Annotated in this window: 17 protein-coding genes, 1 tRNA gene, 1 other RNA gene and 1 pseudogene; 9 read left to right on the forward strand and 11 right to left on the reverse strand. The window is 47.8% G+C overall.

Features of this window, described 5'->3' with window-relative positions:
- Window positions 1-15 precede the first annotated feature (15 nt).
- Complete coding sequence (locus tag G7Y37_RS06945; protein WP_165062746.1) at window positions 16-3,066, forward strand: hypothetical protein; 3,051 nt, start codon at window positions 16-18, stop codon at window positions 3,064-3,066.
- Here G7Y37_RS06945 and G7Y37_RS06950 read toward each other — a convergent pair.
- Window positions 3,063-4,931 carry an ATP-binding protein gene (locus tag G7Y37_RS06950; protein ID WP_165062747.1) on the reverse strand — a complete coding sequence of 623 codons (1,869 nt, stop codon included), beginning with the start codon at window positions 4,929-4,931 and terminating at the stop codon, window positions 3,063-3,065. The two genes, G7Y37_RS06945 and G7Y37_RS06950, sit on opposite strands and share 4 nt — an antisense overlap.
- Before the next feature lie 71 nt (window positions 4,932-5,002).
- Here G7Y37_RS06950 and G7Y37_RS06955 point away from each other — a divergent pair.
- Together G7Y37_RS06955 and G7Y37_RS06960 are read left to right on the forward strand one after the other, a co-directional pair.
- Window positions 5,003-5,078 (forward strand) — tRNA-Thr (locus G7Y37_RS06955).
- 772 nt (window positions 5,079-5,850) lie between these two features.
- The gene (locus tag G7Y37_RS06960; RefSeq protein WP_206214130.1) at window positions 5,851-6,279 is read left to right on the forward strand and encodes a DUF4143 domain-containing protein; all 429 of its coding nucleotides are present in this window, start codon (window positions 5,851-5,853) and stop codon (window positions 6,277-6,279) included.
- Here G7Y37_RS06960 and G7Y37_RS06965 read toward each other — a convergent pair.
- The 4 genes from G7Y37_RS06965 to G7Y37_RS06980 all read right to left on the reverse strand — a co-directional run bounded on the left by G7Y37_RS06965 (window position 6,256) and on the right by G7Y37_RS06980 (window position 9,960).
- On the reverse strand, window positions 6,256-6,816 hold the full coding sequence (locus tag G7Y37_RS06965; RefSeq protein ID WP_165062748.1) for a GNAT family N-acetyltransferase: 561 nt from the start codon (window positions 6,814-6,816) through the stop codon (window positions 6,256-6,258). The genes G7Y37_RS06960 and G7Y37_RS06965 overlap by 24 nt on opposite strands.
- Before the next feature lie 70 nt (window positions 6,817-6,886).
- The gene (locus tag G7Y37_RS06970; protein ID WP_165062749.1) at window positions 6,887-7,612 is read right to left on the reverse strand and encodes a peptidylprolyl isomerase; all 726 of its coding nucleotides are present in this window, start codon (window positions 7,610-7,612) and stop codon (window positions 6,887-6,889) included.
- Window positions 7,613-7,620: 8 nt separating this feature from the next.
- Window positions 7,621-9,489 carry a lectin like domain-containing protein gene (locus G7Y37_RS06975; protein ID WP_165062750.1) on the reverse strand — a complete coding sequence of 623 codons (1,869 nt, stop codon included), beginning with the start codon at window positions 9,487-9,489 and terminating at the stop codon, window positions 7,621-7,623.
- A gap of 3 nt (window positions 9,490-9,492) precedes the next feature.
- Window positions 9,493-9,960 (reverse strand): universal stress protein, encoded by a 468-nt coding sequence (locus tag G7Y37_RS06980; RefSeq protein WP_165062751.1) that lies wholly within the window; start codon window positions 9,958-9,960, stop codon window positions 9,493-9,495.
- Between the two features lie 91 nt (window positions 9,961-10,051).
- Here G7Y37_RS06980 and G7Y37_RS06985 point away from each other — a divergent pair, with 91 nt between their 5' ends.
- The 6 genes from G7Y37_RS06985 (at window position 10,052) to ssrS (ending at window position 17,975) form a co-directional block, all read left to right on the forward strand.
- Window positions 10,052-11,134 (forward strand): DUF3662 and FHA domain-containing protein, encoded by a 1,083-nt coding sequence (locus G7Y37_RS06985; protein WP_165062752.1) that lies wholly within the window; start codon window positions 10,052-10,054, stop codon window positions 11,132-11,134.
- An 18-nt stretch (window positions 11,135-11,152) separates the two neighbouring features.
- Window positions 11,153-11,566, forward strand: a complete 414-nt coding sequence (locus G7Y37_RS06990; RefSeq protein WP_165062753.1) for an FHA domain-containing protein — start codon at window positions 11,153-11,155, stop codon at window positions 11,564-11,566.
- Window positions 11,566-12,783, forward strand: coding sequence for a Stp1/IreP family PP2C-type Ser/Thr phosphatase (locus tag G7Y37_RS06995; RefSeq protein ID WP_241156052.1), 1,218 nt, complete (start codon window positions 11,566-11,568; stop codon window positions 12,781-12,783). The genes G7Y37_RS06990 and G7Y37_RS06995 overlap by 1 nt, the downstream gene beginning before the upstream one ends.
- 1 nt (window position 12,784) lies before the next feature.
- The gene (locus G7Y37_RS07000; RefSeq protein ID WP_165062754.1) at window positions 12,785-15,547 is read left to right on the forward strand and encodes an FtsW/RodA/SpoVE family cell cycle protein; all 2,763 of its coding nucleotides are present in this window, start codon (window positions 12,785-12,787) and stop codon (window positions 15,545-15,547) included.
- Between the two features lie 219 nt (window positions 15,548-15,766).
- On the forward strand, window positions 15,767-17,737 hold the full coding sequence (pknB, locus tag G7Y37_RS07005; protein ID WP_241156053.1) for a Stk1 family PASTA domain-containing Ser/Thr kinase: 1,971 nt from the start codon (window positions 15,767-15,769) through the stop codon (window positions 17,735-17,737).
- Between the two features lie 70 nt (window positions 17,738-17,807).
- A non-coding RNA gene (ssrS, locus tag G7Y37_RS07010) (6S RNA) lies at window positions 17,808-17,975 on the forward strand.
- An 8-nt stretch (window positions 17,976-17,983) separates the two neighbouring features.
- On the opposite strand, the gene G7Y37_RS07015 is transcribed toward ssrS, so the two are convergent.
- The 6 genes and pseudogenes from G7Y37_RS07015 to G7Y37_RS07040 form a co-directional block, all read right to left on the reverse strand.
- Window positions 17,984-20,716, reverse strand: coding sequence for an ATP-dependent Clp protease ATP-binding subunit (locus tag G7Y37_RS07015; RefSeq protein WP_165062755.1), 2,733 nt, complete (start codon window positions 20,714-20,716; stop codon window positions 17,984-17,986).
- A 50-nt stretch (window positions 20,717-20,766) separates the two neighbouring features.
- The gene (locus G7Y37_RS07020) at window positions 20,767-21,207 is read right to left on the reverse strand and encodes a heat shock protein transcriptional repressor HspR (RefSeq protein ID WP_165062756.1); all 441 of its coding nucleotides are present in this window, start codon (window positions 21,205-21,207) and stop codon (window positions 20,767-20,769) included.
- Window positions 21,201-22,178 carry a DnaJ C-terminal domain-containing protein gene (locus tag G7Y37_RS07025; protein WP_165062757.1) on the reverse strand — a complete coding sequence of 326 codons (978 nt, stop codon included), beginning with the start codon at window positions 22,176-22,178 and terminating at the stop codon, window positions 21,201-21,203. Before G7Y37_RS07025 ends, G7Y37_RS07020 begins: the two co-directional genes overlap by 7 nt.
- Window positions 22,179-22,234: 56 nt before the next feature.
- Window positions 22,235-23,011: a nucleotide exchange factor GrpE gene (locus G7Y37_RS07030; protein ID WP_241156054.1), complete on the reverse strand. Its 777-nt coding sequence runs from the start codon at window positions 23,009-23,011 to the stop codon at window positions 22,235-22,237.
- A 4-nt stretch (window positions 23,012-23,015) separates the two neighbouring features.
- Window positions 23,016-24,923: a molecular chaperone DnaK gene (gene dnaK / locus G7Y37_RS07035; RefSeq protein ID WP_165062758.1), complete on the reverse strand. Its 1,908-nt coding sequence runs from the start codon at window positions 24,921-24,923 to the stop codon at window positions 23,016-23,018.
- A gap of 218 nt (window positions 24,924-25,141) precedes the next feature.
- Window positions 25,142-25,605, reverse strand: a pseudogene (locus G7Y37_RS07040) (hypothetical protein); the annotation flags it as partial.

The raw sequence follows: 25,605 nt of genomic DNA on the forward strand, positions 1-25,605 counted from the left end.
TGAAAGGCGCAATAAATGGCAGATGTCCAAGAATATGCCGCCCGCTTGGCACAAGCGATAGGCCCGAGGCCTGCAGGAACAGAAGAAGAGCAGCAGGCTTCATTTGTTATAGAAGATGTGCTTCAAAAAGAGGCATCTTTAAACGTGCAGTCTGAAGAATTCAACTGCAATCCTAATTTCGAATTACCGCGCATTATATGCTGCATAATTACTCTAGTGCTGGCAATTCTTACATTGTTTTTGCCAGTAATGGTATTACCTTCATTAATAGTGTGCGCAATAACGGCTGTGTTATACGTTCTTGAAGTAATGGGAATTTCGCCGCTGTCGCGCATGTCGAAACGCGGCGTTAGCCAAAATGTCATAGGAAAGTACATTCCTATGCAAACCGGTGAGCAGGTTTCAACTGCGCGTCGGCGCAAAGTGGTTCTTATAGCTAGATACGATTCTGGCAAAGTTGCCCGCGAACTATCTAGTTTGTGCGGCATCCTAAATATTATTCACTGGGTTGAACTAGCTGCTATGGTAATAGTGCCCGTTGCTTTGTTGCTGCGCATGATTACAAAAGCAGAAGGCGGTCTACTAATTTTTATTGATGTTCTTGTTGTAATAGGCATTATAGGGGCGCTGTTGCCTGTTGTTTCGTTTTTGCTGCGTCAAACTGCTCCATATAATGACGGCGCAAATTGTAATGCTGCCGGCGTTGCAGTTATGCTGGAAGTAGCAAAGCGCATAGGGCTTGGCTTATACGACAAAGATGAAGAAGTTGAAATTCATGGTGAAACTGCGGCTCGTGAAGCTGGCTTACTGCCGGCAAATGCGGAAGTGGATTATGCTGCAATGTCACCAGACGGTATGTCGCCATCTAATACCAACGCTATGCCTCCAATGGACTTATCGGCAGAAATAGAAGCAGTTCAAGCGGTACGTTCTCAATCGCAATCGACAGAACAGCCGGCAGAAGTTGTATCGGCTGTACCGCAAGGTTCACCACAGATTGCTTCACCGGGCGCTATTGATATGCAGCCCGATCAGGCTGCGCCTGTTCAGCCCACATCCGCACAGCCTATTCAGCCTGCTTCTGCACAATCTATGCAGTTTGCTGCAACGCAAGTTGTGCCAGCTTCGCCTGTTGCGGCTTCTGTATCTAACTCTTCAAACACAGACGTGCCAGATTGGTACAAGCGCGCTCGCGAAAAGGCAAACAAGTCGGCTACAGATTCAGTACCAGTACAGCGTTCGCGCTTTGCGGAAGCTATGGAAGCAGCAACCGCTGCTCGCGAAGCCGAAGCGGCCCGTGCTGCAGAACAACAAAAGGGACAAGTTTCTGAAGTAGAAAAGCGCCTTGCGGCTATGCGGGCTTCTATTATGGGAGAAACCGCGGCTCAGCATTCTAATAGTCATGCCCCTTCTGGTGTGGATGGCTTCTTGGCTTCTACTACTGATGCTCCTAATTATGAAACGGCAAGTGCCAGCGCTTCATTAGACGATTTAGCGAATGCTGAAAATTCAAATATTTCCGAAACTAAGCAAACGGGCAATGTGGCCGATCGCATAATTTCACATTCGCCAACAACGGCTGCTCAGCCTATAGCTGAAGAGAAACCGGACGCAGCAGTAAAACCATCTGCAACAACACAGTCTGAGTCTGCATCAGTGTCGCAATCTGCAACAGCACAAAGGCAGCCTGCAGTTTCCGAACCAGCACCTAATGCGGCGGCCAAACAGGAACCGCGACCGCGGCGCTCCATTTCGCTTCCTAGTCTTACAGGTGCAATACAGGCAGTAAACCAGAAGCAAAGTGCTGCAGCAGACAACGACGACCAAATCCAAAACGAGCCTGTTCTTCCAGACGTACAAGCGCGTCGCGAAAGGCAATCAGCGCTTTCAGCTTCCATTCCGTCGCTAGACGCGCCTTCTAGTGCCGAAAATACACGTGTAAAAGTTTCAGCGTATGATGACTTGGATGAACAAAACGGTGCAATAAATGTAAGTCAAGCTGGTTCGTTTACGGTAGGTGGAGCTACGGGTGCTTTTGAACCTGTCGGCAATGAATTGCTAGCCAATGTTGATCCGGACGATGTTTATATAGACGATGCAGACGATTCAGATTATGGAGACAGTTTTACAGAATCGGGCGCAATGGCTGGTCCGGGTTATGTAGACATGCCGTCTTCGCGGAAGTCGCGCGTGTTTGGTAAGTTCCGCCGCCATAAGAAGCGCGAAGAAGAATCGTTTACTGAAGCGCTTGGCATAGACGAAGATTTTGACGCTCGTAAGGTAGGCAAGAAGCGCGGTGGTTGGGAAAGTTTCCAGAACGAAAGCGCAGGCTTTAATGGTGCGTGGGACGAAGAAGACGATTGGGATGGTGGCGCGTTCTCGAAAGAGCGTTTAGGCGAAGCTCTTTCGCGTATAAAGCCCGGTAGCTCTGATGGGGAAGACCATTCGCGCACTCGTCGCAGCGCAGACGATTTAGAAACCCCGCGCACACGTTTTGCTGGTACCGAGATGGTCGACGATTATGAAGAGATGGCAGATTCTTCTAGAGTGTTAAATCCGTTTGCCGATATTCCATTGAAAGGTTTGGCTGAAGAGCGCGAAGCGGTACAAGAATTCCACAACGGACCTATCAATATGGAAATATGGTTCGTTGCCTTAGGTGCTGAATTGGCTGACAATGCAGGAATAAAAGCCCTTATTGATGCGCACGGAGCAGAGTTAAAGGGAGCTATGATTGTTGACCTAGATGGACTAGGTGCGGGCAACTTGTCTCTGATAGAGCGTGAAGGCATGTTCCGCCCGGTGAAGATGTCGTCTCGTATGAAACGCTATGTACGCAAGGCGTCGGCGGCATTAGGGTTAAGTGTTGGTAAAGGAAACATGCTTTGGCGTAATTCTGCGGCTTGTGTCGCTGCCCAAAATGGATATCAAGCGCTGCATTTAGCTGGCTTAGATGGCAACAAGCCTGCATATTTTGGTCAAGCAGACGATGTGATAGACAACATTTCAGAAGACATAATGCTGGAAAACGCCGATTTTGTAATGGAGTTTATTCGCGCTATTTAGTTTCTTTCTAAATAGCGCTGAAGCGTTTTCTCTAGTTCAATTATGCTAATTGGCTTAGACATGAAACCGTCCATGCCTGCGTCCATTGCTTTTTGACGGTCTTCATTAAACGCGTTGGCTGTCATGGCGATAATTGGAATATGCGCGAAGCCTTTATGTTGCTCGAAGATGCGTATCTTTTTGGTGGCTTCCAGTCCGTCCATTAGTGGCATTTGACAATCCATAAATACAAGATCGAAATGTTTGGGCTCTGCCGATATTATAGTTTTTAGCGCTTCAAGACCGTTATTAGCGGTGTCTACATCTACGCCAAACGACTGTATAAGCTCAGTTGCTATTTCGCAGTTTAGGGCGTTGTCTTCCACAAGCAATACGCGCCCGCTAAGTTTGCTAGGTTCTGTTTGCTCTGTTGATTCGTTGGGTTTTTGTACGTCGGTAATTTTGAGTGGCACTGTAACGGTGAATTTCGATCCGATATCTAGTTGACTTTCCACCTCTATGGTTCCGCCCATTAAGTCAACAATGTTTTTGGTTATAGACATGCCCAGTCCAGCACCTTCTGTAAACGAGGTAATTTCATTACGTTCCCGTTCGAAAGGCTCAAATACGCTATCGATAAAATCAGGACTCATTCCGATGCCGTTGTCTTCTACAACAAAACAATAATTATAAATTTCCGAATCTGATGTGGCTTCTTCAGAAATAAACACATGTACCCAGCCATTAGGCTTTGAATATTTCACTGCATTGCTCAAAATGTTTAGCAAAACTTGATGAATCCTTAGCGTGTCGCCAAGGACTATATCGTGCTGAACAGATATTGGCTCAATTTTAAGGTCGAGTGTTTTTGCGCGTGTTTGCGGCTGCACAATGGCAATCAAATCGTCCATAAGCTCTTTTATTGAAAACGGCTCGGCATTTAGGCTGATTTTGCCGCTTTCAATTTCGTTCATATCCAGCACATCGTTTATTAAGCTAAGAAGATGTCTAGAGGATACTCCTATGCGCTCTAAGCAGTTTTCCACGCGCTCTCGGTCGTCAATATGATTGCTGGCGATGGCGGTAAGACCAACAATGGCGTTCATAGGAGTGCGTATATCATGTGACATGCTTGACAAAAAAGTAGACTTAGCACGACTTGCGCTTTGTGCAAACTCTAGGGCGTTTTGCAGGCTTTCGGTCAGCCTTTCTTCGCTCTTTGTTTTTCGATGCAACAGTGTAAGATAAACACATAGCGATACAACTACAGCTATTATGAGCATCCAAGATATGAATATAGTTTGGCGACAGGCATCGTTAACCGTTTGATAAACACTTTCTACTGCACGAGTAGATTCATCTAAAATCCGAAGATCTATGTCTAGCAGTTTTGTTACTAATGGATAGAAATTGACACTCACATATTCGCCAACTTCATCTGCTTCGATAGCGGGGTCTTCGCAAAGCTCAACCAACTTAGCTTCGCGGTGGCGAAGTTCGTTGTAGCCGTTTTCCAATTCGGCAGCTTGATTCTTGTCAACAGACGGACAGCCCTTAATGACGTTTATGCATTCAGTTATTTGTGGATTAGCTTCATCAAAAGCATCTTGCATATCTTCTGCTGCTTCGGGAATGTTCATATAAATTGAACTTAGCGCAATTGTACGTATTTGAATGAAGCGGGTTTCCAAGTGTCCTGCAGCAACCGAGGCAGCATATGGGTCGCTTCGTACTGTTTCTACTTTGCTCAAGATGGTGGCGGTATTACCAACTGTGGTAAAAAAGAAAACAATTAGCAAAATGCTTACAATCGCAGCTGTTATGCGTGACAGCAATTTTGATTGTATGGCGTGGTGTTTTGATTTAATAGAAGAATCTATAAACATAGTGCTCCTTTTTGCCAACGTTATGAAAAGTATATCTGTTTTGGTATACTGCACCATGTCTTTTGGCAAAAGCCAACGTGGCTCAGTTGGTAGAGCAACGCACTCGTAATGCGTAGGTCAGCGGTTCGAGTCCGCTCGTTGGCTCCAGTAAATTCGCAGGTCAGCAAGCATTTTTGTCTGCTGACCTGTTTGTTTTACTTGAGAAATTCTCTGAAACTATCACAGAACTATCACAGTGAATTTAAAAACCGCTGTTTTAGGCCATATAAGCAGAAAAGTGTGTAAGGCTCAGTCCATCGCAAAAGGGTAAGAAGCGCTGTGATGGAACTCTGATCAAACCAGACCGTGTGTTGCCTTCGTCACTTTTTAGGCGAAAAATGGTCAAAACTTCCGACTTTCCACAGTCTATAATGCCAAATTACGCCAATTACGAATCAAAATGGAATAGGAGAACCCTGTTTGCCCAGTGTTCTCCACAATTCAAGTTAGCTATGTGGCACTATGACCATGGAAAGCCGGAAGTTTTGACCATTTTTCTAACTTTTTTGAACTAGTATACAGATGAGTTGAATCGTAATCTAGCGTCAAGGTGTTGAGAGCTTACCCAAAAGCCATCCAATAAACACTTTAAGCTATCTTGCGGAGGTATCGTTTTTTCCTAACACTAGAGCCTCCGCATAAGGTGCATCTCCACCTTTGCTTTCCGGCTTTAGTGAATCCGTTCTTTGACATTTTGCTGCCGCAAATGCTGCATTTTGAGATAGACACTGCTCACACCTGTCCATAACTGACTTTTTCCTAGAAAAAGCTTGTCTGAACAGGGATGTCAAGTGAGAATCCTACACACTTTTGCCTATATGAAAGTCGAGCGGCATCGACTTCAGAGGCATCTATTTGGTATCTGAACAGGGAAAACAGCATGAAATTTTACACACTTTTCTGCCTATATGCCGAAATATATGCTGACTTTTCAGCTTTCAAACTGTTTTGTCTTGACGTTGGATTGCTGGGAGCAATGTGTGATCTTAATTCTAAAACGATCACAGAAGGTTCAGCACTTTTTACAGAGTTTAAGGGAGCGCTTGCCGAACAATACGTAGAGCAAGAGTTAATTGCTCAAGGATTAAAGCCTGCATATTGGTCGTCAGAGAAAGGAACAGCCGAGACGGATTTCGCTGTTGAACTTGGTGGCAGAATCTTTCCCATTGAGGTGAAAGCAGGCGAAAATCTCAAATCGAAAAGCCTTAAGGTGGCATGCGAAAATTTAGCATTGAGCGAGCTGTACGCACATCACTTTCAGGCTATCGAGACGAAAGATGGTTGGTTAATATTCCGCTTTGGGCGATAGGTTCCTTGTCTGGTTTGGAAGACTGAGCATTTTTTCAAATCCGATTCGTGTAGAGCCAGTTTCGACCCCTTCAACTAGCGTTATAGTGCCGCATAGCGTAAAGCCAGCTTTTTTAATGGCTTGCAACATAGGACTGTTGTCTTTGTGGGTGTCTATGCGAATCGATTCCATTTTGTCGGTAGTGGCTTTGTCGCATGCAAACGTAAACAACTTGCCCATAATGCCTTGTCCGCGCAAGTTTGCATCTACGGCGCAGCGATGAATTGTGGCATATGGACCTGCTGTAAGCCAGTCACCTTCAATAGTTTTGTAGGCTGCATCTGGCATGTTGTAGTAGCGCAGTACGCCCACTACTCGTTCATTTTGCAGCGCTACATACAAGCCTTGTGCGGCAATATCGGATATCCATATATCACGGTTGGGATATCCGCGTTGCCATTGGTCTATTCCCATAGCTGCCATGTTCTTTTTTGCCTGTTCAGCAATGGCAACAATAGCGTCCAGATGCTTTGGTTGAGCGACTACGATATCTATCACAGCGCCTCCTCATCTAACAAGTGGGCGGTTTGTAAGTAATAAGGTACTGCCTGATTATTGAGTTATTTCGCTAGTCTGTTACAGTTATCGATTCTATAATTGGCTGCTTTGTTTCGTCCGAAATGGTACCCATTTGTGAATTATCGACATTAGCAATGTAGTCGGCAACAATAGCGTCTACTATAGCCATGCCTTCTTCACCTATCGTGCCGAAAGCTGCATATTGACCATCTAAGCTTGCACCTACCTGACTGCTGCTGCCTAGCGTAATGAAGAAAGTGCTAGTAGCCGAGTTTGGCAAAGTCGTGCGCGCCATAGCAACAGTTCCACGGTCGAAATTGTCAGCCAGCGGATTTTCAACACCATTGCTGCTAAATTCGCCAGTTATAGTGTCTAGTGACGAATCGTTCCCAGAAGCGCTATTGCCAAGGGTGCCGCCTTGTAAACAGAAATCTTCAACTATGCGGTAAAAAGTTTTGCCATTGTAATAGCTATTGTTCGCTAAGTTCACAAAATTGGTTACAGTGATAGGGGCTGCGTCGGCGTCCATCTCTACAGTTATAGGGTCATAACCCTCAACTTGAATGACAGCGTGATGTTTGCCGCTTAATAACTCGTCTTCTGAAAATTGCGCAGTTGCAGCTGGCGCGTTTTGGCTTTGCGCAGCAGCGCTGCTTGATGCAGAAGCAGAGCTAGAGCTAGAAGAGCCGCCCGAGCAACCCGCCAAGCCGGCTAAGACGGTCAAAGAAAGACAGCCAGCTATAGCGATTACAGCAATTTTGCGAACGTTTTTCATTCATTCTCCTATTCATTCAAACATACAAGTTTGTATACTTGGGAATCATTACTCATAGAGGTGTCATTGGTCAATGCTTTTATCAATGCGTTACCAAAAATCATATCGGGTGTGCCGTTTTGAGTATCGGAATACCAGTCGTTAAACTCCTGCAGCGACATCCATGAGTCTGGCTGAATTGATATATAGGTTTCGCCCGGATTCGACACTACTTGTGCCATTGTCTCTACGGGAATATCGCCCGTTGGTGGGTTTTTGAACGCTAGCTCAAGATTGAGATAGCTGGCTTCGGCAGCGTCGGTGTCTGTTCCGGTGTTGGCTTTGACGCGCTCCACCACGGCAAATTGTTGTCCGGCGGCAACTAGTACGGGCGAATCTAGTTCTATTTCATGGAAACCAGCGTGTTCAAACGTACAATCGGCTGAGGCGGCTAAAGTTCCATTGTTGTTATCTTCGCCATCATTTTTCATTGGAAGTGTATAAATCCAATAAGAAACAACTTCGTTTTCGTGGAAAGTCTGCGCAGTAATCGACTTTACCAATTCGGTCTTTTCAGCAGTAAATACATTGCCAACGCGCAGTATGTCTACATAGCTAGATGGCTCTGAGTATTCTGATACGCCCAAGTAGTCATATTGGTAAATATTGTTGTGTGCGCTTTCCGTGGGTTTAACTTCAAAAGCTACGGGTGATGTAATTGTGTGGTCGTAGTAAGACAACCAAAAAAAGCCACTGGATTTGCCATTGTCGGAAATGCCCCAATGTGTTGCATCAGAGCTTCCGCCAAGCGCGTTGTACAGCGCGTCGCTTCCCCAGTTGTTTTTGCACAGCCAAGCGCCATTAGCCGGTGGTTGACCGCTTTCTGTTCCCGAAAAATTGCTAGCGCTATAAGAGTCGTCCCAGCCTACTATGGTTACGGCATGGTTTGTAAATATAGAACTTGCAGCATCGTATTGTGCCCATGTGTTGTAGTCGAAGTGGCTCGCAGATCGCGCATCGCCCGGTAGCGACGTTTCGGCTTCTAGCGAAATTGCCACAGCGCCTATATCGACAAGCGCCTGCTTAATTTCGCGTGTAGCGTTGGCATCGTAGCCAATGTAGCGTACAGTTTCGTTGCTGGGGTCGTATTCCATAACGGCTGGGCTTGCAAGGTTCACAATATCGCTTACATACCAACCTACATCGTTAGTATTGCGCAAAGCGTTGTTTAACGACCAGTCTTGTCTACGCGCATCTGCCCCGCTAGACGCATCGCTATACCACGGAGCGGCACCCGGATAATAGCCGTTGTATTGATAAGGCGCGCTGCTTTCCAGAAGCAATTCTTGGCGTGTAGCTAGCGCCGCTTCCACTATGGAAAAATTGCCGCCTGCCAATTGGGTTGTATAGTCGCTCGGGTCTGTGCGATACAGTCCTTCGCCAGCTTGAGTTCCTGCGCTAGCTTCGTCTTGAAGTTCGTGCGAAAGCCATGCAATTGCCCGCTCTGATATATCTATCGCGTCGTTTAGGTCGGAAAGTTTCGGCGAAGACGCTTCGCTTGCTTCTTGTTCATAGCTAGAGTAGGTGCCATCAAGTTTTGCTTGTGCTTTCAATATTGAACTTTCGACGGCAGAAGCTATGGCGAATGCCCAACAAGCACCCCAAGGGTTTTGCAGCTTTACGCTGGTGGCAAAGTTGCCATTTGTTAGGTAGTAAGAATTAAGCGCTTGCGCGTCAATTTCATCAGCTGTGTCAACATCTTCGCTTTCCGCACCGCTGGCGTTTACTAGCGGATGTGCTTGGGCGCAAGAATGCACAGCGGCAATAGGCACAAACGCCAGTGCCGAAGCTAGTATTAACCCACACACATCGCGTAATATCTTGCTTGCGCGTTTCAAGTGCTACTTTACAACCAATACAGGTACGCCAGCTTTTTGCAGCACCGAATAGCACACAGAACCCAGCATGCCGCGAATAACACCCATACCGCGATGCCCCATGGCTATGCAATCAAATTCTAAGTCGCGTGCGTAATCTACGATGGAATCGTGCGGAGAGCCATTAACAACAGCAATGTTTACTTTATCGCCCTCTTGCACAATGCTTTTGATGTCGTCGGTTACGCGCTTTATTTCTTCATTTTCGGCTTCAGAATCTAGTGCTGAAATTGTATTCATATCAAGCGAGTCTCCCACTACGCCTGACATACGTGAAGCAATTTTGAAGGTTTCGGCGTTGTAGTCGCGCCACTCTACTACATTAAGCACGGTAACTTCTCCGTCGGTTCCTCGCATTAGCTCCAATGCGCTGGCAAGAGCATGGCGGGCGGGTTCAGAATTGTCATAAGGTACCAAAATCTTCTTATACATGATTCCTCCAGTTGGTTCGTTTCGACCATTTATGGCATTATATAAGGAAGTATGTATTCATGTCCGCAGCGTTGAGCAAGGAGTAATCTTCATGGGTTTCCTTTCGAGATTCGAAGGAAAAATGGAGGATACGGTAGAGGGGATGGCTTCCTCATTGGGTGGCTCGTCGCTTTCTCCTGTCCAAATAACGAAGAAAGCCGAAAAACAAATGCGGCGCGAAAAGATAGTTGGCGCTGGCGCGCAGTATGCTCCTACGCTTTATACGGTGTTGGTAAGCGAGGAAGACGATTCTAGGCTTTTCGGATACTATCCCACACTTGCTGGTGAGGTAGAAACTTATCTTATGGCGAAAGCAGCCGAGATAGGGTTAGTAATGGACGGTCAGCCGCTTGTGCGGTTTTTGGCTGATCCGGAATTAAAGCGCGGGAAGTTTGACGTTGTGGCTGAGATGGTGGCGGCACCGATAATTGCGCGCTTGCGCGATGAAGAAATGCAGCGCTATGGCATTGCGGCGCCTAGTAGTGGTGGACCGCGCGGGTCGTTAAGGCAGAGTGCGTCAAGGGGGTCAGGCGTTGGTGTGGTAGGTCGTGCGTCAAGGGGGGTTTTGTCGTCGGCTTCGCCGGTTCGACCTGCCCTCAGACCTACTGTATCGCCGCGGCCCGTTCCTGTGCAGGCGGTTTCTCCTGTGCAGCAACCTGCAGCGTTTGTGCCACAGCAACAACTTCAGGACGATTACAACGAGCAAGCGTATGCACAAGATTATCAAGATGATGCGTTTACTGACGATTCATTCGATGAAGATTTATACGATGAAGTACTAGATACTCCAAAAACTACGGTTATGGGAGCAGTTGAGCCTAAGTTTTCAAACAATTATTCGGCGGATATCGATGTTTATTTGTATGATGCTGCACGCGATCGCGCTTACGAACTTACGGGAAAGCCGCAGCGTATTGGACGCGAATCTAGCAACGATGTAGTGGTGCCCGATATAAATGTGTCGCGCGTTCACGCTGAAATACGTCGCGAATCTACAGGTACATGGGTTATCTCGGATTTAGGTTCTACGAACGGGTTATTTGTGAATAACCGTCAGGTGAAGACTGCGCCGCTTCGCGACGCTGACATAATACTTTTAGGTACGACCGAGCTGGAATTCCAGTTACTGTCGTAGCCGACAGGAGCGCATGCTGTGATAGATATCATATTGCTTATAGCGAGACTTCTTTTTGTTGCGCTGCTCTATCTTTTCCTGTTCGCCATTATGCGTACAGGCATAAGCCAAGTGCGAGGTACGCGCAAGAAAGGGCGCACTTGGAAAGTTTCGGTGGAACATGGACCAAAAGAGCTTCGCGGAGTGCAAATGGAAGTGAACGGTTCCATTATTGTGGGTCGCTCGCCCGGTGCCGATATCGTTATAGCTGCGGGTTACGTTTCTGGTCGTCATGCGAAATTCCAACTTATGGGACAGAATCTTTTTGTTGAAGATTTAGGTTCTACAAACGGAACTACTGTGAATGGTGAACTTATAGAGGCACCGCAGGCGCTTAAAAGTGGCGATGTAGTAAACGTGGGTGATGTCGCCATGCGCGTGAGGTATGAATGATGGCTGATACGAACGAGACAATGACGCATGTGTGCGCGGCACCGCATGCGGCGCATGCTACTGCTACATCTGTGCGACAGTTTGGTAGCCGGACCGACATAGGGTGTGTGCGAGAGCACAACGAAGACAGCCTAGTGGTGCAGCCGCCGCTTTATGCAGTATGCGACGGAATGGGTGGTCATGCAGCTGGTGAAGTTGCATCTGAAATAGCTGTAGAAATTCTTTCGCGTCGTTCTCCGCGAGTTCCCGATGCTGAAGGGCTTGGGCAGGCTGTGGAAGAAGCCAATCTGGCTATAATCCGCGCCGCGCAAAACGGCATGGGAAAACATGGAATGGGAACCACATGTACGGCTGCAATTTTAGAGAACGTGCGGTTAGTTATATCGCAGGTGGGAGATTCGCGTGCTTATTTACTTCATGCGGGCAGTTTGCAACAATTGACGCGCGATCATAGTTTGGTAGCCGATCTTGTGGAAAGCGGGCAGATAACGCCCGATGAAGCCAGAACGCATCCTAATCGCTCTATAATTACGCGCGCGCTGGGCAGCGACCCGCGCATGCAGAGCGATTTATACGAAATAAACGTGGCTGAGGGCGATAGGCTTTTGTTGTGCTCTGATGGTTTGTATTCCATGGTGGAAGATTCGCAAATAGAGCGCATTTTGAGGACGCGCCCCGATGCGCAAGATGCAGCTGATGCGCTTGCGGAAGCAGCCATTGCTGCTGGCGGGCATGATAATGTGACTACGGTTGTGGTAAATGTTACTGGCAATTCTGAAACACGCCATCGCAAGATGGAGCGCAAGACTAAAGTAACAGTTGGCGTAATAGTAGCGTTGTTTGTGGCTGTTTTTGCGGCAGCCATTATTGGGTTTAATATGTGGACTTCATCGGTGGCATTTTTAGGTGAAGTTGAAGGTAGAGTCGCGGTATATCAGGGCATTCCCGGCGAAGCGTTTGGAATTAGCTTTAACGATTTGCAGCAAGTGAGCGATGTGGAAGTTGACGATTTGCAGCCCGGGGTAGCCAATCGTGTTCGCAATGAAGACATACGTTGCGATTCGTTAGAGCAGGCTTACGATTTAGTGGAGACATACAAGGAAGAAACCACGAAAACTGGTGAAGTTCCGCAAGCGGAAGATTCGGCAAATTCTGCTAATTCTGCGAACCCAAAAGCCGCGGCAGATCCTGCAGCTGCGGCGAACTCGGAGGCATAGGATGACCCGCCGAGGCATAGAATTATTGCTGCTGATAATAGCTGCGCCTATAGTTATAGTGCTGTTTGCTATGCTGGTGGTTACGGGTGGTCAAGAGCTGTCGTTTAATACTCTGGGCGTGCCCATTGGCATATTCCTAGCGTTTTTCATTGCGCATCTTGCCATACGTAAACTGGCACCCAACGCCGACCCGGCAATTCTGCCAATAACATTCGCGTTAAGCGGCATAGGCATAGCGTTTGTTACGCGGCTTGTGCCCGATTTGGCGTCGCGTCAGCTGATGTGGCTATTTGCCGGCGTGGCTGTAATGATTGTGGTGCTGCTAGTTGTGCGCAACCTAGACAAACTGGCGAATTATAAGTACACATTTATGATAGTTGGCGTGTTGCTTTTGCTCTCGCCTATGCTACCTGTGGTGGGCACCGAAATAAATGGCAGCCGCTTGTGGTTAACAATGGGTAGCTTCTCGTTTCAGCCGGGCGAATTAGCGAAAATTTGCATTGTTGTATTCTTGGCTGGCTATTTAGCGCAAAATCGCGAAATGCTGTCGGTGTTCACGTGGAAAGTAGGACCGCTGCGTTTGCCTTCGCTTGCTACGTTGCTGCCGTTACTTGCCATGTGGGCTTTAGCTTTCCTTATAGTAGTGTTGGAGAAAGATCTTGGCAGCGCGCTTGTGCTGTTCTTGGTGTTCCTTATTATGCTGTATGTTTCTACTGGCAAAGTGCTCTACGTTGTGGTGGGGCTTTTTCTGGCTGGAATTGCGGCAGTAGCGCTATTCTTTATGTTTAGCCACGTTCAAACGCGCGTAGCAATTTGGCTAGATCCATTCGCAGACGCGCAAAATAAGGGTTATCAGATAGTGCAAAGTTTGTACTCGCTGGCTGATGGCAATTTGTTCGGCGTGGGTATTGGTCGTGGAATGGCTGACCTAATTCCTTACGTGGAAAGCGATTTCATTTTTAGTGCCATAGGCGAGGAATGCGGGCTTTTGGGCGCAGCTGGTGTTTTGCTTTTGTACTTGTGCTTCGCTATTCGCGGCATGCTAACTGCAGCGCGTGCGAAATCGGATGTTAGCTCGTTTATGGCTGTGGGCGCTACGTCTATTGTGGTGCTGCAAGCATTCATTATTGTGGGCGGCGTTACGCGGTTAATTCCTCTAACCGGCATTACGCTTCCATTCATAAGCCAAGGTGGTTCAAGTTTATTGGCGGGCTTCATTGTGGTGGCTATTTTGCTGCGTGCGGGCGATGCGGGCACCGGTGCCGATGTTGAAATGACTTCTGCTATAAGCCGGTCGCGCCACTCTTCCAATAGCGTGCTTGGGCGCGTGGCTTTAGGCAAAAACATAACGTATGCGCTTGTATTTTTCAGTGTTTTGTTTGCGCTTTTGGTGGCTAATCTGACTTACATAATGGTAGTAAACGCTCAGGCTTACCAGAATATGCCGGGCAACAATCACACTATAGCAAAAGAAGAAAAAAGCGAACGTGGCACCATTTCTACTTACGATGGCGTGGTGTTGGCGCAATCGATTGAACAGGCTGATGGCACCTACGAGCGCAATTATCCAGCGGGTACGCTTGCCGCACATGTGGTTGGTTACTATTCCAGCAAATACGGTACATCTGGAATAGAGGCATCCTATAACGACACGTTGAAAGGTCAGCGCAATTTCGCAAGTTGGAGCGAAGTAGTGAATTCGCTTGCGGGCATTTCGCAGCCCGGAAATGACGTTACGCTTACACTGAACTCGAAGATTCAGGAAGCGGCGCAAGAGGCAATAGCGGGATACAATGGCGCATGTGTGGTTATGGATCCAACTACAGGCGCAGTTTTAGCTATGGCATCGTCGCCGACGTATGATGCGGCTGATATAGAAAATGTTATGCAGAATTCGAGCGCGGGTTCGTCGGAATTGCTAAACCGTGCTACGCAGGCACTTTATGCGCCGGGCTCCACATTTAAGATAGTTACGCTTTCAACGGCTTTAGCCAATGGAGTGGCTACGCTAGATTCGAAATATGACGCACCGGGCAAAATGGATATTGGCAACGCGCCGGTTACTAATTTTCGCGATCGTGACTATGGCAACATTACTTTAGAGCGCGCCTTTGAGGTGTCGTCGAATACTGCGTTTGGGCAGCTGGGCGTGCAAATTGGTGCCGACGGTCTGGTGGCAGGTGCCGACTCGTTCGGGTTTGATGCGCAGATAAAACTGGAAGTTCCGTTGGCTAAATCGTTGATGCCCGACCCAGACGAAATGACAACTTGGGAGACTGCTTGGGCTGCTGCAGGTGAACCTGTTGGCGAACACGAGAGCCCTGCTGGACCGCAAGCTACAGTATTGCAGATGGCGCTTGTTGGAAGCGCGATAGCCAATGATGGGCAGGCAATGCAGCCATATTTGGTTGAGGGAGTTTATAACGCCAATGGTGAGCGCAGCTTTACGGCGCAGCCTAGTAAGTTGACGCGCGCTGTTAGTAGCGATGTAGCAGCGCAAGTGCTTGAAGCTATGAAAGGCGTGGTTGCTAATGGTACTGGCGGCGCTGCTGCTATTAACGGTGTAACTGTTGCGGGTAAAACGGGTACTGCTGAACACGAAGGTAAGGAAAACGATAGTTGGTTTGTTGGCATTGCCGATGCTGATGGGCAGCGCAATGTGATAGTTGCTCTAATGCTAGAAGAAGCAGGAAGTAAGACATCGGCAGCGGCTAAAGCGAAGAGCGTTATACAGACCGCCCTACAAGTGCAAGGAGTTTTATAGAGGAATGCCCGATCGGTGAAAATGTTTCACGTGAAACAATTTAGGAAGCATAGCAAGATTGAATTATGACAAAGACAAGAATGTTTCACGTGAAACATTTTCACAACTTGCATACTAGCTCTATAAAAATTAGTTACTAAGAGGGATTGAGGTTATAATGTTTGGAACTGTGACAACTCCTGCTTTAAATGCAGAAAAAACAAACTTTAAGGAGTTATCGTGAGTGGAATTGGACCTATGACCGGCAAGGTATTTAGCGGTCGGTATGAGATAGGTGAGCGCATAGGTATTGGCGGGATGGCTGAGGTCTATACCGCGCAAGACAGCGTGCTTGGGCGCACCGTTGCCGTAAAGGTAATGTTGCCGCAATTCGCTGAAGACCCAGATTTCGCGCGGCGTTTCCGTCAGGAAGCTGCGGCTGCTGCCAACCTTCAAAGCCCGTACATAGTAAACGTGTACGACTGGGGTCACGATGATGGTACATATTTCATAGTTATGGAATATGTTCGCGGGTCTGACCTTAAAACGGCTATAGAACAGCGCGGTGCCATCAACCAGCGCAAAGTGGCTGAAATAGGCATTCAGGTTTGCCAAGCGCTTTCAGTTGCTCATTCGCAAGACATAATTCATCGTGACGTTAAGCCGCAAAACATAATGGTTCAGCCAGACGGCAATGTGAAGGTGATGGATTTTGGCATAGCGCGTGCAAAAAATTCCAATTCTGACAAAACGCAAACCGTACTTGGTACGGCGCATTACATTTCGCCAGAACAAGCACAGGGCAAAGATTTAACCCCGGCAAGTGATATTTATTCGCTTGGCATAGTGTTGTACGAAGCAGCTACGGGTACATTGCCTTTCGATGGACCCGATGCCGTTAGCGTTGCACTTATGCAGGTGCAAAATATGCCGCCAACTCCGCGCGAAATAAACTCAGACATTTCCGTAGAGTTTGAGCAAATAATACTTATGGCTATGGAGAAAGATCCTGCCAAGCGTTTTGCCACAGCGAATGATATGCGCATAGCACTTACTGATTTTTTGGCTGGTCGTCCAATCGGATCGCTTGACGGATTTACAAGTGCACAGACCAGCGTTATAACGCCTATAGGCGTGGCGGGCGGCGGAAGTGTTGATTCTACACAGGTTATGCCTGTTACTAAAGGCGGTGCTCGCGGTTCGCATGCGGCATCTGGTGGCTACAGGGCAGATTATGGAAACGACAATGGCTCGGGTAAGAAAAAAGGTGTCATAATCGCGGTTTGTGCGATTGCAGCCATTGCTGTTATAGCTGTGTTGGCGTTTGTGTTCTTGGGTGGCGGCGAAAAGGGAGAAGTGCCTGAAGTAACCGGTAAGACAACTTTGGAAGCTCAGCAGATGATAGAAAATGCTGGCTTCAAGCTAGGAAAAACAGACAGTGCGTTTGATACCAGCGTTCCAGCAGGACAGGTTATAAGTCAGAATCCGAAAGGAGGCACAGAGGCAGTTAAGGGTTCAAAGATAGACTTAGTAATTTCTCAGGGCACAGAAGAAGTTGAAGTGCCCGATGTCTTGGGCATGTCGCTTCCCGATGCGCAAAAAGCGCTAGCAGCTAAGGGCTTCATAGTTGGGAAAACAACTGAAGGCTATAGCGATGAGTATTCTGAAGGACAGATAATGGAGCAGTCTCCGGTGGCAAAAGGCAAAGCTGCCGAAGGCTCGAAAGTAGATTTGGTGGTGTCGAAAGGCTCTGAACAGGCAACTGTGCCTAGCATAGAAGGGCTAGACATCGATACAGCACGCAAACGCGCCGAAGCAGAGGGGCTAACCATATCGCAAAGCGGCAGCCAAAACAGCGACAAGATAGCTGCTAACTGCGTAATTAGCCAAAACCCGGCAGCGGGCACAAAGGTAGCTAAGGGCTCAACTATTTCATATGTAATATCGAATGGCAGCAGCGCCATAATTGTGCAAGGTGTCGTGGGTTATACGGAATCTGGAGCAAAAAGCGCATTGAGCAATCAAGGATTGAAAGTAAGTGTTGATTACGCATATTCCGATAGCGTAGCTAAAGGTAACGTTATAAGCCAAAGCCCATCGGCGGGCACCAGCGTTAGCAAAGGAGCTACAGTAACTATTGAAGTATCGGAAGGTCCTGAGGCTCCAGCACCGTCGTCTTCAAGTAGTGCGTCTAGTAGATCTAGCCAGTAGATGTAAAAACAAATTAGAAACAATGTGGGTGCTGTAGATTTATACGGCACCCACATTGTATACTCATGTATAGGTTCCGCTCCTGCCATTTTCGCGATGGACCGATGCTTTTAAAAAGGGAGTCCTAGATTGCGAATGAAATGGGGATTCGTGTCCGTTGATACGAAAGCCAGGAAGTTCGCTGCGGACACCCACCTTATATGGTGGGTTCATCCTTTCAGCAAGGGGCGGAACCCTAATATTAAATTAAGCCTCTAAAGCGCGCAGGTCGTTCGCATCGAAGCTAAGCGGACCTTCTATCAAACAAGTGTATTCACCTTCCGCATCTATATCTACCAAAACATGCGATCCGTCATGCAACTCACCGCTTATAACTTTCTGCGCTATACGATCAACAACTTCGCGCTGTATCAGACGCTTCAGCGGGCGCGCACCAAACACCGGGTCGTAACCATCTATTGCTAGATGTTCCATAGCTGCAGGCGTTACATCTAGTGTTATGCGGCGATTCGCCAGCCTATCCCGCACTTCCTCAAGCTGCAAATCAACTATAGGCTCTATCGTAGAAATGTTAAGTTCATTGAACGTAACGATGTCGTCTATTCGGTTGAGAAATTCCGGACGGAAAGTGGACCGCAGCGCATCTTGCAGTTTATTCGTAAAATCGCTCATACGCTTTGCTGCCTGCTCTGGTGTCATTTTAGCGATATCTTCAATCATATCGCCCATAGTTTCGCCGCTGCCACCATTGTGCCCATCAAATGCCGCGCCTTCGTTAGCATGATCGCGAATAATTTGGCTGCCGACGTTGCTGGTCATGATAATAATGGTGTTCTTGAAATTCACCACACGACCTTGCCCGTCGGTCAAACGACCATCGTCTAGCACCTGTAACAGCACGTTAAACACATCGGGATGCGCTTTTTCCATCTCGTCTAACAGCACCACAGAATACGGATGACGTCGCACGGCTTCGGTTAGCTGACCGCCCTCGTCGTAGCCCACATATCCCGGAGGCGCGCCTATCAAGCGCTGCACACTGAATTTTTCCATGTACTCTGACATATCTATACGAATCATAGCTTTGTCGCTGTCAAACAAATACTCAGCCAGCGCTTTGGCAAGCTCGGTTTTGCCAACGCCAGTTGGACCTAAGAACAAAAAGCTGCCGATGGGCTGTTCTGGGTCAGACAAGCCTGCACGATTGCGCCGTATAGCACCAGCGACCACATTTACAGCTTCGTCTTGCCCTATAACGCGCTTCTTCAGTTCTTCTTCTAAATCAACCAGTTTTTCCATTTCGCCTTGCATCATTTTCGTAACAGGAATACCGGTCCACGTAGATACAACCTGCGCAATTTCTTCTTCGGTTACTTCTTCTTTCAAGATAGCGCCAGCTTCTTGGCTAGCTTTAAGCGATTCCTCGGCTTGATGAAGCTGCTGCTGCAACTGCGGAATGCGCGAGTAGCGAATTTCGCTAGCAAGCGCCAGATCACCGCTGCGTGTGGCGCGCTCCTCTTCAAGCTGCGCAGAATCTAGTTCTGCTTTCAAATTCTGAACGCCAACAATTACATCTTTTTCGTTTTGCCAAGCAGCTTTTTGCTTATCTAGCGCATCGCGCGCGTCTGCTATATCGCGACGCAGCTTTTCGAGACGTTCGGCAGAGGCTTCGTCACTTTCCTTCATAAGCGCCTGTTCCTCTATCTGCATTTGAGTAAGATGACGCTCTGCCTTATCAACTTCTTCAGGCATACTGTCAATTTCTATGCGCAAACGACTGGCAGCCTCGTCCATAAGGTCAATTGCTTTGTCGGGCAGGAAGCGATCGGCAATGTAGCGGTCGGAAAGTTCTGCCGCCGAAACAATAGCCCCGTCGGTTATGCGCACGCCATGATGAATTTCGTACTTCTCTTTCAAACCACGCAGAATGGCAATAGTGTCTTCAACTGTAGGTTCGTTAATTATTACTGGCTGGAAGCGCCTTTCAAGCGCCGCATCTTTTTCTACATACTTGCGGTATTCGTCTAGCGTGGTAGCACCAATAGCATGCAGTTCGCCACGCGCCAGTGCAGGTTTCAACATATTGCCGGCATCTAGCGAACTATCGCCACCGGCACCCGCGCCAACAATTGTGTGTAACTCGTCGATAAACAAAATTATGTTACCGCCAGCATCTTTCACTTCGCGCAACACAGCTTTCAGGCGGTCTTCAAATTCACCGCGATACTTTGCACCTGCCATCATAGCGCCCAAATCTAGGCTGATAATTTCACGATCTTTCAAGCTGGACGGAACGTCGCCTGTAACAATGCGCTGAGCCAAACCTTCCGCAATAGCTGTCTTGCCCGTGCCGGGTTCGCCAATTAATACAGGATTGTTCTTCGTGCGGCGGCTAAGAACCTGTATGGTGCGACGAATTTCCTCCGAACGCCCAATAACAGGGTCTAACTTTCCTTCACGCGCTTGCTGCGTTAAGTTTTGCCCGTACTGCTCCAGTGCTTCAAATTGTGTTTTGTCGGTTTGCGACGTAACGCGCGTATTGCCACGCAGCGTATCGTAAGCCGATTCAATATTTTTGCGCGTTATGCCTGCTGTGGTTAGCAGCTTGCCAGCTTCGCCTTTGTCTTCCGACAAAGCTATAAGCATATGTTCGCTGGTAGCGTAGCTGTCGCCCAATTTCTCTGCTATTTTTACTGCGTTGTCTATTGTCTTTATGAATGCTTGCGAAGGTGGCGATATGGGCATAGCGCTGCCCGTTTGCTTTGGCATTTTCGCAATTGTATCCGATATGTTTTGCGCCAGCCACACCGGGTCGGCACCAATGCGCTTAATGATTGCGGCAATGTTGTTTTCATCGGCATCTATCAGCGCTTTTAGTAAGTGTATCGGTTCTACCATTGCAGAATCGGCATCACTTGCCACGCCAAGCGCGGCTTGTACTGCCTCCTGCGCAGTAACCGCTAGTTTATCTAATCGCATTGCGTTTCCTATCTCTTCACCTGCGAAAATAAATGCAGGTTTTTAAGTTTCTAGCCGCCGTGTATTTCTTTGGAATAAAACGTTACGGTGGTCGAAGTGTTATTCAACCAGTGATACACGGGCGGTAAATCACGTATACTCATAAGTGCATTTACTGGTACATGCGGTGAAAGTTCGTTCACACGCCTAGCCAAACGCTGCACACGTTTATGCAGGTTATCCAGTTCGTATTCGCACTCGTCTAATCGCGTTTGCAAATCTAGAATTCGCGTAACGCCCGCCAAGTTTATTCCCTCGGCTGTAAGCTCGTTTATCAATTCAAGCCGTTCTATGTCGGCTTGCGAATACATACGAGTATTTCCACTTGTACGCTGCGGAGATAACAGCCCTTTTTGTTCGTAAGTGCGAAGCGTTTGCGGATGCACTCCTGCTAATTCAGCCGCTACACCTATCATGTACAGCGGCCTATTTCTGTCCTCTGGTCCTACCATGGCCGCACCTCTTCTTCGGTTGCAGCTTGGAAATCTTCCAGTGCCTTTTTCTGCGCATCGTTAAGAGCATCAGGAATCTTCACATGCACCTTTATTTTCAGATTGCCAAAGCTGCCTTTCTTTTTCAAATCGGGCGCACCTTTTCCTTTAATGGTAAGCACGGTGCCATCCTGCGTACCCGCAGGCACCTTAACGCGCACTTTCGTGCCATCAGGCGCGGGAACCACAATTTTTGCACCCAACGCAGCTTCAGCAATGTTGACGGGCATGTCAAGTACAACATCGGCTTTGTCGCGCGTGTAATATGGATGCTCGGTTATGTGAGTAGTTATCAGTAAGTCGCCAGCTTGACCGCCATCTGCGCCTAAGCCACCTTTGCCCTTATAGCGCAATCTGCCGCCTTCGCGTGCACCCGCAGGAACTTTTACATCTATAGTATCTGCTTCTTGTTTGCCGGGAATGCGCACTGAAACACGCTTCGTAGTGCCGTGGAAGGCTTCATCAAATGTAATATCTAACACTACATTTAAATCTTGACCACGTTGGTTTTTAGATTTCCCGAAATTGCCGAATTCCCAATCGGTACCAAAAGCGCCTTCTCCGTGACGAATACTCTCTAGAATATCCGCCCAGCTTCCATTAAATCCACTACCAGTGGTATATGTGTAAGTGCCGCCGCTACCGCCGCTGCCACCAAAAATATCTTCATAGTTGAAGCCTTGCGTGCCCGCGCCACCCCACGGAATATGGTTTTCATTTGCAGTACCATACTGATCGTAAAGTTGGCGTTTCTTGTCGTCGGAAAGCACTTCATAGGCTTCGTTTATTTCTTTGAATTTGGCTTCATCTCCGCCCGCATCGGGGTGATGCGTGCGCGCCAGCTTGCGAAAAGCTTTCTTTATTTCATCAGCCGACGCGGTGCGTGGAACGCCAAGTGTTTTATAGTAATCGGGCGTAGCTGTTGCTGCCATGCGTTCCACTCCTTTCAAACAATTAAAGTCTCAATTAAAGACACCCCAATACTGAATTATTCTTTTTCAGCAGGTTTTTCCCGCTTTGGTCCGCCAGTTGTTACCGTTACCATTGCAGGGCGTAACACTTTCGAACCCATCTTGTATCCCTTTTGGTATACCTCGTTTACCGTTTCGTCGGGTTGGCTTGTGTCTTCAACGGTACCTACAGCCTGAGCCTCTAGCGCATCAAACGCTTCGCCCACCGGGTTAAGTACCACTACTCCGTCTTTCTGTAGTGTGTCTACAAATTTGGCAAGCACCGCTTTTACGCCATCCAACAAGCCATCTGTTACGTCAGTGCTGGTGTTTTTCTCGGCGTAATTTATAGTGCGCTCTAAATCGTCCAAAACTGGCAGCAGACTTACCACTAATTTCTCAGCTGCACGAACCTTCTCTTCTTCGCGCTGTTCTTTAGTGCGTCTGCGATATGTATCCCATTCAGCATGAAGGCGCACATATTTGTCTTTCCATTCAGCTATTTCGGCGGCAGCTGCGGCTGCTGCATTATCTTCGGTTTCAGTTTCGGCTACTTTTTCGCCTTCATCCTGAAAACGCTTTGCCGCATCAGCCACTAAAGCTTCAGCCTCATCTTCGAGTGAAGTTGCTTCCGATTGTTCGCTAGATGTCGCATTTTCAGCATTAGTGTCGGTTTTGGCGCTGGAGTTAGCATCAGCACCATTGTCTGCAGCATCTGCCTCATTTGGCTTTACTGCATCGGGTGCGCCTGTTGGCGCACCCTCTTGCATATCTTCTGCAGCCTTTGCTGCTTGGTCTTTGGTCGAATCGGTCATGGCTTTATTTCTCTTTCGACTCGTCTTCGTCAACTACTTCGTAGTCGGCTTCTAGGGTGTCATCGGAAGATGTGCTCTCAGCAGTTGCAGCTTGTGCGCCTGCGTCTGCACCTTCGGTGGTATAAACAACTTCAGCCAGTTTGTATCCAGCCTGCTGCATCTTCTCAGTAGCTGTGCGAATTGCGTCTATATCGCTACCTTGAAGTGCACTTTGTGTTTCCGCTATTGCGCTTTCAGCTTCGCTCTTAGCATCGGCTGGAACCTTGTCGCCTAACTCATCTAGTGTCTGCTGTGTGGCCGTAACAAGAGCCTCGGCGTTGTTGCGAACTTCAACTTCTTCCTTGCGTTTCGCATCTTCTTCGGCATGCTGTTCAGCATCTTTAACCATGCGATCAACTTCATCGTCAGACAAAGCCGTGCTGCCAGAAATGGTTATCTGCTGTTGCTTGCCAGTGCCCAAATCCTTAGCAGAAACATTAACGATACCGTTTGCGTCAATGTCGAAAGTAACCTCAATTTGTGGAACGCCACGGCGTGCAGCCGGAATGCCATTCAGCTGGAAGCGACCTAGTGTCTTGTTGCCGGCTGCCATTTCGCGCTCGCCCTGTAGAACGTGAACTTCCACGGAAGTTTGGTTGTCAGCTGCGGTAGAGTAAATTTCGGTCTTGCGGGTAGGAATAGTTGTGTTGCGTTCGATCATCTTGGTCATAACGCCACCCATTGTTTCAACACCCAGCGAAAGCGGAGTTACGTCAAGCAGCAGAATGCCAGTTACATCGCCTGAAAGCACGCCGCCTTGGATAGCTGCGCCCATAGCCACAACTTCATCGGGGTTTACAGACATGTTCGGCTTTTTGCCGGTCAGCTTCTCGACAAGCTCTTGCACAGCGGGCATACGAGTAGAACCGCCAACCAAGATAACCTCGTCAAGTTCTCCTGCCTTCAAGCCTGCATCTTTCAGAGCCTGTTCGACAGGCTTCTTGCAACGCTCTAGCAAATCTTTAGTAATGCTCTGGAATTCTGTGCGTGTAAGCGTAAGATCAAGATGCTTCGGACCATCGGCACCAGCTGTAATGAACGGCAAGTTGATGTTGGTTTGCGAAGTGGAGGAAAGCTCCATCTTTGCCTTTTCAGCTGCTTCCTTCAAACGCTGCAGCGCCATCTTGTCTTCGCGAAGGTCGATACCGTTGTCAGCCTTGAATTTGTCTGCCATCCAGTCGATTATGCGCTGATCCCAGTCATCGCCACCAAGGTGATTGTCGCCTGCGGTAGAGGCAACCTCAAATACGCCGTCGCCCAATTCTAGTACCGACACGTCGAATGTGCCGCCGCCCAAGTCGAACACGAGGATTTTTTCGTCGTGGTCAGCCTTGTCAAGACCATAAGCCAAAGCGGCTGCGGTTGGTTCGTTGATAATGCGCTCTACATTTAGACCAGCAATCTTGCCTGCGTCTTTAGTTGCTTGACGCTGAGCATCGTTGAAGTAAGCCGGAACGGTAATAACTGCCTGAGTAATAGTGTCGCCGGTTTGTTTTTCAGCATCGGCTTTCAACTTTTGCAGCACCATTGCCGAAATTTCTTCTGGAGTGTAATTCTTGCCGTCAATATCGATAACGGCGCGACCGTCTTTGCCTTTTTGTACGTTGTAAGAAACGGTTTTCTGCTCTTCTGAAGTTTCGTCATAACTACGACCAATAAAACGCTTCACTGAAGAAACGGTGTTTTCAGGATTAGTAACTGCCTGATTCTTTGCAGCTTTGCCTACAACACGTTCGCCATCTTTACGAAAACCCTCAACAGAGGGAGTTGTGCGGTCGCCTTCGGCATTTACTAGAATCTCAGGCTCGGAACCTTCCATAACTGCCATAGCGGAGTTAGTGGTACCTAAGTCGATTCCAAGTATCTTAGCCATATTAATGCCTCTCTTTCGTGTTTGAGTATCAATTTCTCTGATGTTGTGACTACTATAAAATCTAAGTGCCTTACTGTCAAGTTTTCTATGCGTGGAATTTTCAGTTCGCCGCACTTAGGGAACTTTACACACATTTCAAACACATTTGTTCGAAATGCTATAAGTGTTTCTATTCGGTTTAGAATTGTTACGAAGACGAAAAACTAGACGTGAGTTTTCTATAAATTGAATTCTTGAAATAACTGTTCGCGATAAGCTGCATCTTCAGAAGCTTTAAGGACATCGTCGTGTCTGTTTTCTGAGAACAGTCTTTCAATAAGTATCGCAAACCTATTGACACCCTGCTCTAGACCTTGTTCCAGCCCTTGCTGTAACCCTTGTTCCAGACCCTGTTCCATCCCTTGTTCCAGACCTTGCTGTATTCCTTGTTGCATCCCTTGAGCAAGCCCTTGCTGTAAACCTTCTTGTAGCCCTTGTTCCAGACCTTGCTGTAAGCCTTCTTGCAATCCTTCTTCCATTGCTTTTTTGCGAGCATCTTTTACAGCTTCTGCAAGGACTTCTTGCATTTCTGCTCTGACAGCATCTTCTGCAGCCCATTTAGCTTCTCGCCTTATATCTTCTTCTATAGTGCTTACAGAAAACACTTTATCCACCCACTCTCTTTTCTCATTGGCTCTATCTA

This window comes from Adlercreutzia sp. ZJ154 (assembly GCF_011039055.1).
Taxonomy (GTDB): Bacteria; Actinomycetota; Coriobacteriia; order Coriobacteriales; family Eggerthellaceae; genus Adlercreutzia_A.

What these genes read in the sequence shown, in the direction of transcription:
- G7Y37_RS06995 (WP_241156052.1), top strand. Translation starts at nt 11,566, where the DNA reads ATGGCTGATACGAACGAGACAATGACGCATGTGTGCGCGGCACCGCAT.
- G7Y37_RS07015 (WP_165062755.1), bottom strand. Translation starts at nt 20,716, where the DNA reads ATGCGATTAGATAAACTAGCGGTTACTGCGCAGGAGGCAGTACAAGCC.
- G7Y37_RS06950 (WP_165062747.1), bottom strand. Translation starts at nt 4,931, where the DNA reads ATGTTTATAGATTCTTCTATTAAATCAAAACACCACGCCATACAATCA.
- G7Y37_RS06970 (WP_165062749.1), bottom strand. Translation starts at nt 7,612, where the DNA reads ATGAAAAACGTTCGCAAAATTGCTGTAATCGCTATAGCTGGCTGTCTT.
- G7Y37_RS06985 (WP_165062752.1), top strand. Translation starts at nt 10,052, where the DNA reads ATGGGTTTCCTTTCGAGATTCGAAGGAAAAATGGAGGATACGGTAGAG.
- G7Y37_RS06945 (WP_165062746.1), top strand. Translation starts at nt 16, where the DNA reads ATGGCAGATGTCCAAGAATATGCCGCCCGCTTGGCACAAGCGATAGGC.
- G7Y37_RS07030 (WP_241156054.1), bottom strand. Translation starts at nt 23,011, where the DNA reads ATGACCGATTCGACCAAAGACCAAGCAGCAAAGGCTGCAGAAGATATG.
- dnaK (WP_165062758.1), bottom strand. Translation starts at nt 24,923, where the DNA reads ATGGCTAAGATACTTGGAATCGACTTAGGTACCACTAACTCCGCTATG.
- G7Y37_RS07000 (WP_165062754.1), top strand. Translation starts at nt 12,785, where the DNA reads ATGACCCGCCGAGGCATAGAATTATTGCTGCTGATAATAGCTGCGCCT.
- G7Y37_RS06960 (WP_206214130.1), top strand. Translation starts at nt 5,851, where the DNA reads ATGAAATTTTACACACTTTTCTGCCTATATGCCGAAATATATGCTGAC.
- G7Y37_RS06980 (WP_165062751.1), bottom strand. Translation starts at nt 9,960, where the DNA reads ATGTATAAGAAGATTTTGGTACCTTATGACAATTCTGAACCCGCCCGC.
- G7Y37_RS07025 (WP_165062757.1), bottom strand. Translation starts at nt 22,178, where the DNA reads ATGGCAGCAACAGCTACGCCCGATTACTATAAAACACTTGGCGTTCCA.
- G7Y37_RS07020 (WP_165062756.1), bottom strand. Translation starts at nt 21,207, where the DNA reads ATGGTAGGACCAGAGGACAGAAATAGGCCGCTGTACATGATAGGTGTA.